The 16872-nt window shown below is 34.7% G+C and carries 8 protein-coding genes; all 8 read left to right on the top strand.

What is annotated here, in order from left to right; genetic code table 11:
• The first annotated feature begins 14 nt into the window (after positions 1–14).
• The 8 genes from ACRASX_RS14090 (at position 15) to ACRASX_RS14055 (ending at position 16862) form a co-directional block, all read left to right on the top strand.
• Positions 15–2639 (top strand): MGH1-like glycoside hydrolase domain-containing protein, encoded by a 2625-nt coding sequence (locus ACRASX_RS14090; RefSeq protein WP_432221689.1) that lies wholly within the window; start codon positions 15–17, stop codon positions 2637–2639.
• Entirely contained in the window at positions 2626–4590 is a 1965-nt protein-coding gene (locus ACRASX_RS14085; RefSeq protein ID WP_432221688.1) for an amylo-alpha-1,6-glucosidase, read from the top strand. The genes ACRASX_RS14090 and ACRASX_RS14085 overlap by 14 nt, the downstream gene beginning before the upstream one ends.
• A 214-nt stretch (positions 4591–4804) precedes the next feature.
• Positions 4805–5875: a magnesium/cobalt transporter CorA gene (gene corA, locus ACRASX_RS14080; RefSeq protein ID WP_432221687.1), complete on the top strand. Its 1071-nt coding sequence runs from the start codon at positions 4805–4807 to the stop codon at positions 5873–5875.
• Positions 5876–5931: 56 nt separating this feature from the next.
• Positions 5932–8025 (top strand): phosphate acetyltransferase, encoded by a 2094-nt coding sequence (gene pta / locus ACRASX_RS14075; RefSeq protein ID WP_432221686.1) that lies wholly within the window; start codon positions 5932–5934, stop codon positions 8023–8025.
• Positions 8026–8110: 85 nt separating this feature from the next.
• On the top strand, positions 8111–9310 hold the full coding sequence (locus tag ACRASX_RS14070) for an acetate/propionate family kinase (RefSeq protein WP_432221685.1): 1200 nt from the start codon (positions 8111–8113) through the stop codon (positions 9308–9310).
• A 99-nt stretch (positions 9311–9409) separates the two neighbouring features.
• On the top strand, positions 9410–12154 hold the full coding sequence (locus ACRASX_RS14065) for a histidine kinase (RefSeq protein WP_432221684.1): 2745 nt from the start codon (positions 9410–9412) through the stop codon (positions 12152–12154).
• A gap of 242 nt (positions 12155–12396) precedes the next feature.
• A complete protein-coding gene (locus ACRASX_RS14060) occupies positions 12397–15396 on the top strand; it encodes a SusC/RagA family TonB-linked outer membrane protein (protein WP_432221683.1) in 3000 nt (999 codons plus the stop codon).
• A gap of 5 nt (positions 15397–15401) precedes the next feature.
• Positions 15402–16862 (top strand): RagB/SusD family nutrient uptake outer membrane protein, encoded by a 1461-nt coding sequence (locus tag ACRASX_RS14055; RefSeq protein WP_432221682.1) that lies wholly within the window; start codon positions 15402–15404, stop codon positions 16860–16862.
• Positions 16863–16872: the final 10 nt, after the last annotated feature.

Genomic DNA, 16872 nt, shown 5'->3' with positions numbered 1-16872 from the left:
AAAAAAAACAAACTATGCATTTGCAAGAACAAAATAGAATCGACGAAAATTATAAGAAAGATAAAGACTGGTTGCATTGGGGGCCGTATTTGAGTGAAAGACAATGGGGAACTGTTCGTGAAGATTATAGCGTGGATGGAAGTGCATGGGACTATTTTCCGCACGACCACGCTCGCAGTCGCACATACCGTTGGGGTGAAGACGGTATGGCTGGCATTTCAGACAAGTATTGCAATGTTTGCTTTGGCGTTACTTTATGGAATGGCAAAGATCCAATATTAAAAGAACGTCTTTTTGGTTTAACCGGACCAGAAGGAAACCATGGTGAAGATGTAAAAGAATTGTACTACTATCTTGAAAACACACCTACGCATTCGTACATGAAACATTTGTACAAATACTCTCAAAACGAATTTCCATACGATTGTTTGGTTAGCGAAAACAAAAAGCGTGGTAAAGATGATTTAGAATTTGAATTATTAGATACCGGAATTTTTGAAAACAATCAATATTTTGATGTATTTACCGAATATGCTAAAGCCGATTCTGAAGATATTTTAATCAAAATTACAATCGAGAACCGACATGAATTTGCAGCTGATATTCACGTTGTACCAACGCTGTGGATTCGTAATTATTGGAGCTTTAGAGAACAAGAAAATAAACCTGTCATAAAGAGAGAAACGAAAAACGGAAATGACTACGTTTCTGTATCACACGAATATGTTGGCGATTATAATTTTTATTTTGATCAAGCAGATCGACTTTTATTTACCGAAAACGAAACCAATAGCGAACGCATTTATGGGACGGCAAACAGCCAACCTTTCAAGAAAGATTTTTTTCATGACGCGATTATAAATAACGATTTTACCTTAAGTTCTACTAAAACAGCCGGAACTAAATTTGCGCCGTTATATGTAGTTTGCGTCGAAGGTAAGAGTTCGGTTACCATTCAACTGCGACTGTCAAAAGAAGAGTTAGAAAATCCGTTTGATTCAAGTTTTAATGCTACTTTTTCAAAACGGATTGCAGAATCTGATGCTTTTTATGCCGCAATCACAAAATCTAAAAATAAAGAACACCAACAAATTCAAAAACAAGCTTTTGCAGGTTTGTTGTGGAGTAAGCAATATTATAATTACGATGTAGAAACGTGGCTTTTAGGTGATCCAAAGCAACCAAAACCGCCAGAGCAACGTTGGGAAGGACGCAATACAAATTGGAAAACACTTAGAAACCATGATATTATATCGATGCCTGATGCTTGGGAATATCCGTGGTATGCCTCTTGGGATTTGGCCTTTCATTGCGTGACTTTTGGGCTTATTGATCCCGATTTTGCCAAAAATCAGTTATTGCTTTTTACAAAAGAATGGTATATGGCGCCTAACGGGCAAATACCAGCTTACGAGTGGTCTTTTAGCGACGTTAATCCGCCAGTTCAGGCTTGGGCTGCTTTGCAAATTTTTAAAAATGATCGCGACAAAACAGGCAAAGGTGATGTTAATTTTTTAAAGAGAATGTTCAACAAATTAGCACTTAATTTTACATGGTGGGTCAATCGATTGGATACGAACGAAAATAATGTATTTGAAGGAGGCTTTTTAGGTCTAGATAATATTGGAGTTTTTGATCGCAGTCACGGAATTCTTGGAAAGGGAAAGTTAGAGCAAGTAGATGGTACCTCCTGGATGGCTTTATATTGTTTGAATATGCTAGAAATGAGTTTAGAAATCGCAATGGTCGACGAAACCTATGAAGATATGGCGACCAAGTATTTTGGGCATTTTGTCTTTATTGCCGAAGCTTTAAATCAAATAAGTAAAGAATATGTAGGAACTTGGGATGAAGTTGATGGTTTTTTTTACGATAAATTGGTAATGCCCGATGGCGAATATATACCGATAAAAGTACGTTCTATAGCGAGTTTATTGGCGATGGTAGCTTTATTGTGCATTAAAAAAGAAACACTCGATCAGTTGCCTAAGTTTAGCAAAAGTGTGGATTGGTTTAAAAAGCACCGGGCTGATAATTTAAAATTTCCCGTTATTCAAGAATATGCCGCTGGAGGTGATTTATTGTTGTCGCTTGTTCCCAAAGACCGAATGCAAATATTAGCTAAAACAGTTTTAGATGAAAATGAATTTTTGAGTCCGCATGGGCTGCGTTCATTATCCAAAATTCATAAGGACCCATACAACATTTCGATTCAAGGTGTTAAGTATTGTATCAATTATGAGCCCGCTGAGTCGACGAGTTCACTTTTTGGAGGGAATTCAAATTGGCGGGGACCCGTTTGGATGCCGCTGAATTATCTTTTTATTCAAGCCTTAGTTGAATATTATAAGTACACCGATTTAGTAAAAGTGTCCTTTCCAAACAACGCCACCAATGAATTGGATTTAAAACAAATTAGTATCGAATTGAGTAAAAGAATTATAAGTGTTTTTGAGAAAGATGCTGATGGAAACCGGCCAATTAATCAACTACACGCTGAGCAATACAGAGATTCAAATTTTGAAGAATTGATTTTGTTTTACGAATATTTCAGTGGAGAAAACGGACGAGGTGTCGGAGCTTCGCATCAAACGGGTTGGAGTGCTTTGGTAGCTAATTTAATTAATGAAATTCAGTAATATGGTCGAAGATGCAATGCAAAAAGAGTGGATTATTACCAATGGTTTAGGAGGGTATGCTTCGGGAACTGTCGCAGGAAGCAATTCGCGTTGTTACCACGGCCTACTAATTGCCGCTTTAGAACCACCAACGAATCGTAAAACTTTTTTGGCGAAAATTGAAGAGCGCGTTTTAATAAATGAAATGTATCATGATCTCTCTTGTAATCAATATAAAGAAACTATTTATCCTAAAGGGCTAGATTATTTGAAAAATTTTGAACCTAAACCTTTTCCCAAATGGAATTATCAAGGAGAAAATTGGAAAGTGGTGAAGAACGTTTTGATGCCACAAAAAGAAAATACTACTTTAATTTATTATAAAAACGTAGGAGATCAAACCATCGATTTGGAGCTGCATCCGCTTTATTCCTTTGCTGATTTTCATACTACTTTTCAAGAAAATACCGAAACTGATTTCTATTCTGAGTTCAGTGAAAATAGTTTTAAAACCTATGCCAAATATGGTGCACAACCGTTCTTTACTGCTTGGAGTAAAGGTATATTTACGGAAAATAGATCGTGGTACAAAGACATACAATTAGCAGTAGAGAAGGAACGCGGTTTACCTGATTCGACTGATTATTACAGAATAGGCTATGTGACATGCAGGTTGAAACCTGACGAAGAAATTATACTGTCATTTTCTGTAGATGAAATAACAAAATCGGTAGCTATAAGTCAAAAGTATAAAAAGACTATTACAGCTTCAGAAGACTTTTATTCTCCAAAAAATGAAGGTTTTTATACTGATTTATTGGCGTCGGGCAAGCAGTTTTTGGTGTACCGACAATCGACTCAAAGCGATTCGATAATTGCCGGTTATCATTGGTTTTCAGACTGGGGAAGAGACACGATGATTGCAATGCGAGGTTTGACCATTTCGGTTGGCGATCAAAAAGCATCAAAATCTATCTTAAAAACTTTTCTCGAATATGTAGATCAGGGAATGTTGCCAAATCGATTTCAAGACAACGCTTCTGATCAAGTAGAGTACAATACAATAGATGCAACACTTTGGCTTTTTGTGGCTTTATACGAGTATCATCAGCGTTTTGCAGATACGGAATTTATGGAGCAAAACAGCAGTATTCTACAATCGATTTTACAAGCGCATCTTGACGGGACAAGATATAATATTCACGTAACAGAACAAGGATTTTTGTACGGAGGTCAAGCAGGTGTACAATTAACGTGGATGGACGCAATTGTTGACGGTACCGTAATTACACCCAGAATAGGTTGTCCTGTAGAAATAAACATGCTCTGGTATAACGCTTTGCAGATTTATAAGTTATTTTGCAAAAAATTAAATCACGAATTAAATCACGAGTTCTTAGAAGTTATTTCTTCATTTGAGGTTAATTTTTCGAAGTACTTTATCAATTCTGAAGGAACATTATATGATGTTATTGTTCCAAATACTTCAGCAGATACTAGTTTTCGTTCCAATCAAATTTATGCCTTGAGTTTGCCTTTTACAGTTTTAAATCAAGCGCAGCAAAAGATAATTTTTGAAGCGCTCAAGTACAAATTATGGACTCCATTTGGTTTGCGAACTTTAGCCGAAGATGATGCTCAATTTATAGCGGTTTACGAGGGAAATCAATGGAATAGAGATCATGCTTACCATCAAGGTACGGTCTGGCCGTTTCTGTTAGGTGAGTATTACCAAGCTTTTTTTAAGTTATACGGTAATTCAGAAGAAAATAGAAAGCGTGTAGTTGATGAATTAAAAGAACTGCGAGCGCATTTTTATGTTGAGAACGGATTGCATTGCATTTCTGAAATCTTTGATGGTGCCCTTCCGCTTGACGGAAAAGGATGCATTCAACAAGCATGGTCGGTTGCGGCTATATTAAAGTTGTATGCTGATTTTGAATTGCATACAATTGATAGTAACTCGATTTAGAATTTTATCTTATTTGAGAGCCGTGAATAGGAAATGTTTTTTTTGATATTGAAACTGATATTTATCCTATTTTGATGTGTTAGAATCAATTATTTTTGAACGTTTAGTACCATTTTTACTACTGTTTTAAACACATCAAACGTGGTATTCTCTTATAATGGAAACGGAAATTGAAGAAACTTTTTCGTAATATTACTTTATTAATTTATCAGCAATGCGAAAAATAAAATTTAAAAAAGTACGAAAAATAAATCCTAGTAAATTAGAATATACTGGAAGCCATAAGAGTGCTGATTCTGAAATGCAACTGTTTGTGTATGATGAAGCTTCGATTGTTGATTATGAGGATATTAAAATTTCTGAATTCGCCGATAAACTTGATTTTACTAAAAATAACTGGCTTAATTTACACGGACTAAATGACACCGAAAAATTAAAAGCTATTGCGAATTTTTTTAAAACGGATGATTTTATTCTTGCCGATATTTTAAACACCAATAAACGAACTCGCTTTCAAGAACAAACAGACAGTTTGTTTTTTATAATTAAGTCAATTTTACCTTCTGAAAACTCAGACGATATTCATGTAGAGCAAATTAGTTTTCTCGTTAAAAAAGGAGTTTTAATTTCGTTTCAAGAAAAGCGTAGTGATTTTTTCACGCATATCAGAGAAAGATTGCGAACTAATGCTGGAATTGTGCGCTCTAAAAGAGTTGACTATTTACTTTATCTCTTATTAGATGCTGTAATGGAAAACTTTTACATTACAATTGAAGACGAAGAAGATAAAATTGAGAAGCTAATTTCCTTAACTAAAACAGACTCGAATCCTGCTATATTGGAGCGAATTGAGAAGCACCGCGACAATTTTCATTTTTTAAAACGTGCTATTATTCCGCTACGGGATTCGCTTTACGATATAAAAAGCATCAAGCAAGACAATACGTTTAATGCCGTCGAAAAACATAATTTTAACTTTTTCTCGCGTTTGCACCAAAAGAGCTTAGAGCTTTTAGAACAAATTGAATCAGATATGAATTTGTTAGAAAGTGCTTCTAATTTTTATTTTTCGGCTCAAAATCATAAGATGAACGAAATAATGAAAACGTTGACGATTGTATCGGCAACCTTTATTCCGCTTACCTTTATAGTCGGTATTTACGGAATGAACTTTACGAATATGCCCGAACTAGATTATAAATATGGCTACTATGTCGTTCTGGGAGTCATGGCATTGCTGGTCGTTGCGCTAATTATTTATTTCAAAAAGAGAAATTGGTTTTAATTCAACTTAAAATTATAAAATAACAATAAATTATTTCACACATAAAATAGAATAAAATGAATAAAGCAATTTATATCGCAACAAGTGAGCAGAATAGCGGTAAATCAATTGTAACGCTCGGTTTAATGAGTATGTTAATGGGCAAAATGGCAAAAGTGGGCTATTTTAGACCCATTATCGAAGATTTTGTAGATGGAGAAGTAGACAATCATATCGAGACGGTGCTAACTCATTTTAAATTAGATATGACTTTTGACGATGCGTATGCGATTACCAAAAGCAAACTCATCAAGAAGAAGAACAAAGGGAAAATGGGCGAAGTTCTTGATTTAATTATTGAAAAATATAAAAAATTAGAAGAGCGTTTTGACTTTGTTTTAGTCGAGGGCACCAGTTTTACAGGCGAAGCAACTGCGATCGAATTGGACTTAAACGTACTGATTTCTAAAAATTTAGGAATACCTGTTTTGATTCTTACTTCTGGCGTTGGCAAAACTTTAGATGACTTTTTGGATAGTACTTATATGGTCTACGATTCTTTTAAAGTTAGAGAAGTAGAGGTGGTAGCCATTATTGCGAATAAAATACAATTAGAAAATATTGGTTTGGTAAATGAAAGTCTAGAAAAGACACTACCAAGTTCTGTATTAGTAAGTACGATTCCTATTATTTCGACTTTAAGTCATCCTACAATTCAAGAAATTGTAAACGAACTGGATGCTAAAGTGCTTTTTGGAGAAAATCATCTAAACAATCAAACTGGCCATTTTAGCGTTGGAGCAATGCAATTACACAATTATTTAATTCACCTTGGTCCAAATGCGCTTGTAATTACGCCAGGAGACCGAGCCGATATTATTATGGGTGCTTTGCAAGCCAATGAGTCGGCAAATTATCCATCGGTTTCAGGAATTGTACTTACGGGAAATATTATTCCAGAGGAGAGTATTTTAAAATTGATAGAAGGTTTATCAACCGTTGTACCGATTATTGCGGTAGATGGCGGTACATATAGCATTGTGAATAAAATTGGAGCCATACAATCTCAGATTTATGCCAGTAATGTTCAAAAAATAGAAACCTCGATAAGTACGTTCGAAAAATATGTACAAATTGATAAGTTATCGGAGCGCTTAGTGACTTTTGAAGCCGAAGGAATGACTCCGAAAATGTTTCAATACAGTTTGGTTAAAAGAGCACGATTGCATCGCAAACATATCGTTTTACCCGAAGGAAATGACGACCGTATTATCATAGCAGCGTCGCGTTTGCAAACGATGGATGTGGTTGATTTAACATTAATTGGAGACAAAAAGACGATTGAAGCAAAAGTAGCAGAATTAGGAATTACGATTGATTTTACAGCAATAGACATCATCAATCCTTTAGAGTCGCCTAAGTATGCGGATTACGCCAATACCTATTATGAACTTCGAAAAGCTAAGGATGTTACCATTGCGATGGCTAATGATGTAATGGAAGACGTATCGTATTTTGGAACCATGATGGTGTACAAAGGCGATGCAGATGGAATGGTTTCGGGAGCTGCACATACTACGCAACACACGATTCTTCCTGCTTTGCAATTCATTAAAACTAAACCTAATTCTTCTGTAGTTTCATCAATATTTTTTATGTGTTTGGCCGATAGAGTTTCGGTTTTTGGCGATTGTGCAATTAACCCAAATCCTACTGCTGCTCAATTGGCAGAGATTGCTATTTCGTCTGCAGATTCGAGCGCTGCATTTGGTATTGAACCTAAAATAGCCATGCTTTCGTATTCATCTGGAAGTTCGGGAAAAGGAAACGAAGTAGACAAGGTGCGAGAAGCAACTGCTATTGTAAAGCAAAAAAGACCTGATTTAAAAATTGAGGGACCAATTCAATACGATGCAGCGGTTGACAAAAGTGTAGGTAAAAGTAAAATGCCAGATTCTGAAGTAGCTGGTCAAGCAAGCGTATTGATTTTTCCTGATTTAAATACAGGAAACAATACCTATAAAGCCGTTCAGAGAGAAACTGGCGCTTTGGCAATTGGACCAATGTTGCAAGGTCTAAACAAGCCCGTAAACGATTTAAGCCGTGGTTGTACCGTAGATGATATTATTAACACCGTTGTAATTACAGCAATACAAGCGCAAGGATTGTAACTATATAGTAAAAGATTTCTAGATTGTAAGTTCTAAAAAATGAGTTTTAAATTTTTGATCTAGAGATTCTTAAATAAAATTTTAAATGAAAATATTAATTATAAATTCAGGTAGTTCTTCTATTAAATACCAATTGATGGCACTGCCAGAGAACCAAGTAATTTGTTCGGGAATGATTGATCGAATTGGTTTAGCAACTTCTAACGTTACTTATAAAACCGATGATTATTCGGTAGAAGAACTAGTTTCTATTCCCACTCATAAAATAGGTTTACAAAAAGTAGCACAATTTTTATTGAATGAAGAAAATGGAGTAATTAAAAGTACTAATGAGATTGAAATTGTCGGGCATCGTGTAGTTCACGGTGGAAGTAATTTTACGAAAACAGTACAGATTGATGAAGCTGTAAAAGCAAAAATTAAACAAATATTTAGTTTGGCTCCCTTGCACAATCCGGCCAATTTAGAAGGTATCAATGTAGCGGAAGAAATTTTTAATACAGCAGCTCAAATTGCAGTTTTTGATACGGCTTTTCATCAAACCATTCCGGTTGTCGCTTATAAATATGCGATTCCGAACAAGCTTTTGACTGAAAATAAAATAAGAATGTATGGCTTTCACGGCACGAGTCATAAGTACGTCTCTGAAAGAGCAATAGAATACTTGCGAGCAAACAATGCGAACCATGATAAAATAATATCCATTCATTTAGGGAATGGCTGTAGTATGACTGCGATTAAAGATGGAAAAAGTGTGGATCACTCGTTTGGTTTTAGTCCAACAAACGGGTTGATTATGGGAACTCGCTGCGGAGATATCGACCAGTCTATTATTTTTTACATGCAAAATACGTTAGGATATTCATTAGAAGACATCAATACCATTTTGCAAAAACAAAGCGGAATGTTAGGTTTAACTGGTTTTAGTGATTTAAGAGATATTGAAGCAGCAGCCGAAAAAGGAGATGAAAATTGCCAATTAGCCTTAGATATGAATGCCTACCGAATTAAAAAATATATTGGTACGTATACAGCAGTTTTAAACGGTCTAGATGCTATTATTTTTACAGCTGGAATAGGCGAAAACTCTTCTTATATCAGGAAATTAGTTTGTGAGAATATGAATTTTTTCGGAATAGATTTAGATGGAGATAAAAACACCATGCGTTCAAAACTGGTGCGGGAAATTAATACAGAGAATTCCAAAACCAAAATTTTAGTTATTCCGACTGATGAAGAATTCGAAATCGCCAATCAAGCTTATCATTTGGTTATGGATAAATAAAATTCACCTTCAAATAAAATCAAAAGCTTCTCTAAAGAGAGGCTTTTTTATTGTAAAAGATCCTATAATTCTGATTATATTTGGATAAATACATTTAGCTTGAACTCAACTGTAATTAAAATACTTTTATTTCTACTTTTTTCAGTAGCGGGTACCGCGCAAGAATTATTGCCTTTTGTAGAAAACTATTCCAAATCCAACTACCAAGGAGATAATCAGATTTGGAATGTTACTCAAGGTACCGACAAAGCCATGTATTTTGCCAATAATCATTATTTGTTAAGGTACAACGGAGTCGTTTGGGAAAAGTATAATTTACCCAATAAAACAATAATTCGTTCGATAATGGCGGATTCAAATAAAGTTTATTCAGGTTCTTATAAAGAGTTTGGTTACTGGACTCGAGAGAAAGGTGTAATGAACTACACTTCGCTTTCCCAAGATAAAAACGTCTTTGCTGAAAATGAGAATGAAGAAATTTGGAAAATATTTAAAGTAAAAGAAACCATATATTTTCAGTCCTTTAATGAAATATTTGCGCTTAGAAATGGTGTAATCAGCAAAACAAAGTTTCCTTTTTTAATTTCATATTGTTTTATTGTCGATGATCAGATTTACGTGGCTTCGGTCGAATCTGGTGTTTTTATTTTTACAGGCAAAAAATTTATTCCTGTAAAAGGATGGGAAGTTTTAAAGCACAATGTGGTTCACAGTATAGAAAAGCATCAAAATGAGATTTATATATTTACCCAGCGTTCAGGCATTTTTATTTCGGTTGATGGTAAATTAAGTGCGTGGAAGAATAGCTTAAATAACCTGCTAAAAACAGGAACGATTAATGTTGCTAAATTTATAAAAAAAAATAAACTAGCCATCGGCACCGGAAGTAAAGGTGTTTTTATTGTCGATTTAAATACAAACGAATACCAAACGATTGATCGAAATAATGTCTTGATGAACAATTCGGTCTTGAGTATTGCTGTTGATCAAGAGAATGATTTGTGGCTCGGCTTGGACAACGGTATTTCGCATATTGAAGTCAATTCTCCTATATCTATTTTTTACGATAACACTGGTGTTTTGGGATCCGTTTATGATGTAGCTCCAACTCCAAAAGGCTATTTAATCGCATCCAACCACGGTATTTTTGAATATAAAAACAGGTCTTTTTCGCTGTTACCAAACACGCAAGGACAAGCGTGGGACATTTCAGAAATTGATAGTAAATACCTGATTGGACATAATTCGGGTACTTTTTTATATCAAAATGAGCAATTATCTCTTTTAAACTCAATAAATGGAGGTTGGAACTTAACTAAAAGTGCAATCAATAATACATATTTTCAAGCCAATTACACCGGAATATCAATTTATAATAGATTCGAAAATTTTTCCCAAAATGTGTTAGTTTCAGACTTAGTGAAGCCTATGAAATATGTCGCTCAAAATAAAAAAAATGAACTTTGGGCTGCAGATAATTATAAAGGATTGTATCGTATTCTTTACGACGACAATTATAAAACCAAAACAATTGAAAATATTACGCAACTTAGCAAGATAAAAAATGATTTTGGAGTTATAATTTTTGAATTCAGAAATGAAATTCTTTTTCTTATCGATAATACTTGGTACACCTACAATTCTATTTTAAACAAATTAGAGGAGAACAAATTGTTTAACACCAATTTTAAAAATTGTACAGATATCGTTGCGATAGATTCCAGTCAGTTTATAGTACTAAAAGAGGGTATTCTGTACTATATTTTAGCACAAAAAAATACTTTTATCTGGAATATAATTCAGGAGAAATATTACAAGGGAAAACTAATTAACGATTATTTAAAAATCTTTAAAAACAAAGAAAATTATCTATTAAACTTAGATGATGGCTTTATTTCTTTAGAGTTGAAACATAGAGAAACTGTAAAAACTCCCATTTTAATTGACGCTTTTGCCAATGGAATTGCAATTACTACAAATGAAAAAATTGGATTCAATTCTGAAGTCAATTTCAATATTATCTCTAATTTATACGGATCAAGAAAACCCAATTTATTTTATACTATTAATAATGCGCAAGATTTTATTCTTGTAAAAAATGGTCGAATTTTCTTAAGCAATTTAATTAGTGGTAATCAAAAACTAGAAATATTTAGTAATGACGGTTCTAAATATCAAAAATTAAAAGAGTATAATTTCTTAATCGGTCAGCCTTGGTATTTTTCTCTTTGGATGATTGTACTGTATGTTTTAGTCTCAGGTAGTATTTTATTCTTGTATTATAAGTGGAATAAAATGCGATACATTCAGAAACTCCTACTGCAAGAAGAGGAACTAAAACACCAAAAAACCATTTTGGAAATGGAACTAAAAGCGGAACACGAGCTGAATACGCAAGAATACGAGAAACATATTTTGGAGCTAGAATTACAAACCAAATCTTCAGAAGTGGCAGGCAAGTCGTTATCTATTGCTAAACAAAGCGAAATGATCGAAAATATTCAATCTATTTTAGACAAAGAAGCAGATATTAATAAAATTAAGAGTGAAATTAGAAAAGCGATAAAGATAAACTCGGTCAATAAACACGAATGGGAAATATTTGAAACCAATTTAAATCAAATTCACAGTGATTTTATTATCAAATTATCGCAGAGATTTCCCGTCCTAACTTCCAAGGACATTAAACTTTGCATCTACTTAAAAATGAATTTATCCTCTAAAGAAATTGCTCCTTTAATGAATATTTCTTTTAGAGGTGTCGAATTACAACGATACCGTTTGAGAAAAAAACTTGAACTCGTGCAAGAAGAAAGTTTATCGAAATTTTTACTAACATTATAAAAACAAGTAAATTTTTACAAAATTTTAGTTTTTTATGCATTATTGGTTTTAATTCTCCTACATCATTACTACATCATTAATCCAATTTTATGGTAATTTTAACTTATTGTAAAGCGCTGTATTTCAATTGATTATTTGTATTTTTAAGTAATTTGATGTAGTCGTGTAGTATTCCATTTTTATTAACTACAACGTTGTAATTGCTTAATTTGGCTGAACTAACTTAAACGACAAACAACCATATGAAAAAATTCATTTTTAGCTTTTTAGCACTTCTAATTTTGCCGTCGTATTTGATTGCGCAAAATGTAAAAGGAAAAGTGGTAGATAGCGGCGGAATGGGAGTTCCGGGTGCTATAGTGGTAGCGACGCAATCAAAAACAAATACAGAGACTGATTTTGATGGTAATTTCGAAATTAATGCTCAGATTAATGAACCTTTAAAAATAACTATGCTCGGTTTCGACTCTGCTACAGTTAATGCCTCGAGCGGTTTTATAAATATAACTTTAGTAGAATCACAAGATACGGCATTAAGAGAAGTAGTAGTGATTGGTTATGGTTCTCGAAAGATAGTAGACAATACTACGGCAATTTCTTCCATAAAGTCAGAAGAAATTTCGAGAACAAAAGTATTGAACGCGTCACAAGCTATACAAGGAAAAGCGGCTGGTGTTCAGGTTATTTCATCTGATGTTCCTGGTGCATCACCTTCAGTTGTAATTAGGGGATTAGGAACTGCGCTGGGAGGCAGAAACCCCTTATACATAGTCGACGGAATGCCAACGGACAATATAGGAAATATTAATACCAACGATATTACATCATACGAGATATTAAAAGATGCTTCTGCTTTAGCAATTTACGGCACCAGAGCCGCAAATGGAGTGATTATTATTACGACTAAAAAAGGAAAAGGGAATACAGTTTCAGTAGAATTCGAAAGTTTTGCAGGATTTAGAAATCCATTGAAGAAAGTAAAAATGGCAGGAAGTAATAAGTATGCTTATTATACAAATAGTGCTTTACAGTCTACTACATTTTCTCAGGATCAACCCGTAAATACCGATTGGTTTGACGAAATTACAAGAACGGGAACGTACCAGCAAAATAACGTTTCGGTTTCAGGATCAAGTGAAACAATTAAATACTTTTTTAGTGTTGGAAATTACGAAGAAGATGGAATTTTAAACGGACTTACCTACGGCAGAACTACGTTTAGAAACAACAACGAGTTTAAGATTTCCAAAAAAATCACTTTAAATCAAAACTTCAGTTTAAGTTCAACACAATCAACTCCTAAACCGTTCGATGCTTTTACTAATGCTTACAGACAATCGCCAATTATTCCCGTTCGCTTTGACAATGGTCAGTATGGAGTTCCTTTTTTAGGAGCTAATGGTTTTGCAGACACTACTGGTTCTCAGTTCAATAATGTTGGAAATCCCGTAGCACAATTAGACTTTTTTGACGAACAACAACGCAGCATTATGTTGCAAGGCGGTTTAAAATTAGATTATGAGATTATCGAGTCTTTAAAATTTACCTCGCAATTTAATGGTGAATATTATACTTGGAAAAATTACAATTATGCAGATGATTTAAATATTTGGTTGGCAGCAGATCCTACGAGAGTTGCTGACGCTTATCCTGCTACAAGAAATACAAATACGTTGACTAAAGGTCGTGAGCAATATTACAATTGGACGCTTTCCAATTATCTAACTTACAACAAAGCTTTTGCAGAAATTCATGATATAGAGCTAACAGTAGGAACAGAAACTTCAACTAGAGGCTCTCGCGAAAAAATGACTGTTATTCGAAAAAATGTAAATGCAGATTCAAATTATTGGTCATTGGGCGGTGTCGATTATGCTGCAAACGTTACGGGATATAGAGATGAGATTTTAAATGAAAATCGTTTACTGTCGTATTTTGGCCGTTTTCAATATAAATTATTAGACCGTTACTTATTTACAGGAACGATAAGACGTGATGGCTCTTCTACGTTTGCAAAAGATTATCGTTGGGGAACTTTTCCCGCTTTTGGCTTGGGTTGGGTAATCAGCAAAGAAGGCTTCATGGCTGATGTAAAAGGAATAGATTTACTAAAATTACGAGGAGGTTGGGGTAGATTAGGAAATCAAAATGTACCGCTAAACAACCAAGCGTACGGTTCTGGATTAGACAGTTATATAGGAGGCTCGATTTTGTATCCTGGCACAACGATCAACTCTCAAATTGATCCGAGTTTGTCTTGGGAAGTTACCGAGGAAACATCTGTAGGACTTGATTTTGGTGCTTTAGAAAATCGTTTAACAGGAACTTTTGATTGGTATTCAAAAATCAATACCAATGTTATTCTGAATACAAAACCGTACAGTACTTCTGGAATTAGCGCTGCGTCTCCTGCGCACGTGGGCGAAGTTTCTAATAAAGGATATGAAATTTCTTTGCGATGGGAGGATAAAGTAAATGACAATTTTAAGTATTGGATTGGTGGAAACTTCTCTAATAATAAAAACCAACTTCAAAGTTTAAAAAGCGCTACGTTGTCTCCAGTAATTGGCGGAGATTTAGGTAATGGTCAGAATACCAAAATATTAGACAATACTTCGGTAGGACAACCTTTAGGGAGCTTTTACATGTATGAGTATGCTGGCTTTGATGCAGCAACGGGTAGTAAATTGTATTTGAAAGCGGACGGAACTACAGCTACTCAAGATGGATTAGCCATCGAGGATAAAAAATATGTGGGGTCTATTTTACCAGATTTAAATTACGGCATTAGCGTTGGTTTTAATTATAAAGACATTGATTTTTCTGTAGATGGATATGGTACAAGCGGAGCCGAAGTGTACAATGGTAAAAAAGCACAACGTTTTTCGGGAGAAAATATCGAAAACTCATTGGCAACTGATTTTTGGACCTCAAACAATCCAACAGCTGCGAATCCAGCTGCTTTTAACCAAGTTCCAGTAGCGTCTACTTATTATTTAGAATCGGGAGATTTCTTCAGAATTAATAACATTACGGTAGGATATAAGTTACCAATAGAAAGTAGATTCATTAATTATTGCAGAATTTACGTAAACGCAATTAATCCGTTTATCACGCAGAAATTCTCTGGTTTTTCTCCAGAATTAAATGGCGATGGAAATCCATACGGAAGCCAAGGCGTAGAGCTTAATGCTTATCCAACGGTACGCTCATTTGTTATTGGTGCTAATTTAAAATTCTAATTATTATGAAAAAGATATATATAACCACATTTGTTTTAGCCACACTTTTATTGTCGGGTTGTTCAGATGATTATTTGGATGTAGAGCAAACCGAATCTATATCGACAAATGACAGAGAATTGTTTAATAATAACGATGGAGCTTCGTCGTTTGTAACTGCAATTTATAATAAATTTTTAAATTGGAATTTGTCTTCGTTTTCGTGGAACGGAGTATCTAGTATTGCATCAGATGATGCTGACAAAGGCTCTTCACCTGGAGATACAGGATCAGACAAAGACTTAATGGATGCCTTGACGTACAATGCCTCGAGTCCTTCTATCGAAGAAGTTTTTAATGCTAATTACGAAGGAATAAACCGTTGCAACCAAGCAATAAACATTATTCCGCAATTAGATAAAGCAGATGCAAATGTTCGCGCAAGACTGGTTGGTGAGTCTAAATTTTTAAGAGCTTTCATGTATTTTACATTAGTAAAAACCTATGGTGGTGTACCAATTATTGATCATTTGCCTAATCCTTCGTCAGAAGAAGATCGCCTCATGCAATTGACTCGTAAAACGCCAGCTGAAGTATATGCTTTTATCGAAAGTGACTTGAACGATGCTATTAGTGCATTGTCTCCAAAATCAGCTTATCCAGCAGCAGAAGTAGGTCGTGCTTCAAAGGGAGCAGCTTACGCTTTGTTGGCAAAAGTAAACCTCTATCAAAAAAATTGGCAAAAAGTAGTTGATAATTGCGATCTAGTAACAGGATATAGTTTGGTCTCTAGTTATGCTGACATGTATAAATTATCAGGAGAAAATGGACCAGAATCTATTTTTGAAATAAATGGAGTTGGCTCTGTTCCTGCCAAAGGAATTGAAGGATATTCTGCAACTCAGGGCGCCCGCGGTGCTGGAGGTTGGGGTTGGGGTTTTAACACCCCTTCTCAAAGTCTAGTTGATGCCTATGAAGCTGGTGATGTTAGAAAAAACGCAACTATTATTTTTAAAGGCACCACCTTATACGATGGTCGAGTAGTACCAAACACGGTCGAAAATGACAGATACAATTATAAAGCCTACTCATCGGCTTATACAGACGCTTGGGAGAGTGATGTGAATATTAGATACATTCGGTATGCCGAAGTTATTTTAATTAAAGCTGAGGCATTAAACGAATTGGGACAAACTGCGGCTGCGATTCCATTATTGAATCAAATTCGCAATAGAGCGACACTTGCAAATACCAGCGCTACATCACAAGATGCAGTTCGTTTAGCAATTTGGAAAGAAAGAAGACTAGAATTAGCTTTTGAACACGATCGTTTCTTCGACTTGGTTCGTACTGGACAGGCAAAAGCGGCCTTTACAGCAGACAATAATAAGACTTTTACAGTTGGTAAACACGAAGTTTTTCCGTTACCGCAAGCATTCATTACACAAGCAACTGGTTTATCTATTCAAAATCCAGGATACAATTAATCTAAAATTC

The sequence above is a fragment of the Flavobacterium sp. TMP13 genome (assembly GCF_050847115.1).
GTDB lineage: Bacteria > Bacteroidota > Bacteroidia > Flavobacteriales > Flavobacteriaceae > Flavobacterium.
Note: the sequence above shows the minus strand (reverse complement) of the source record. Positions and strands in the feature narration are given on the sequence as shown.

Excerpts from the sequence above, each read along its gene's own strand:
- pta (WP_432221686.1), top strand. The coding sequence starts at position 5,932 with ATGAATAAAGCAATTTATATCGCAACAAGTGAGCAGAATAGCGGTAAA.
- ACRASX_RS14085 (WP_432221688.1), top strand. The coding sequence starts at position 2,626 with ATGAAATTCAGTAATATGGTCGAAGATGCAATGCAAAAAGAGTGGATT.
- ACRASX_RS14090 (WP_432221689.1), top strand. The coding sequence starts at position 15 with ATGCATTTGCAAGAACAAAATAGAATCGACGAAAATTATAAGAAAGAT.
- ACRASX_RS14060 (WP_432221683.1), top strand. The coding sequence starts at position 12,397 with ATGAAAAAATTCATTTTTAGCTTTTTAGCACTTCTAATTTTGCCGTCG.
- ACRASX_RS14070 (WP_432221685.1), top strand. The coding sequence starts at position 8,111 with ATGAAAATATTAATTATAAATTCAGGTAGTTCTTCTATTAAATACCAA.
- ACRASX_RS14055 (WP_432221682.1), top strand. The coding sequence starts at position 15,402 with ATGAAAAAGATATATATAACCACATTTGTTTTAGCCACACTTTTATTG.
- corA (WP_432221687.1), top strand. The coding sequence starts at position 4,805 with ATGCGAAAAATAAAATTTAAAAAAGTACGAAAAATAAATCCTAGTAAA.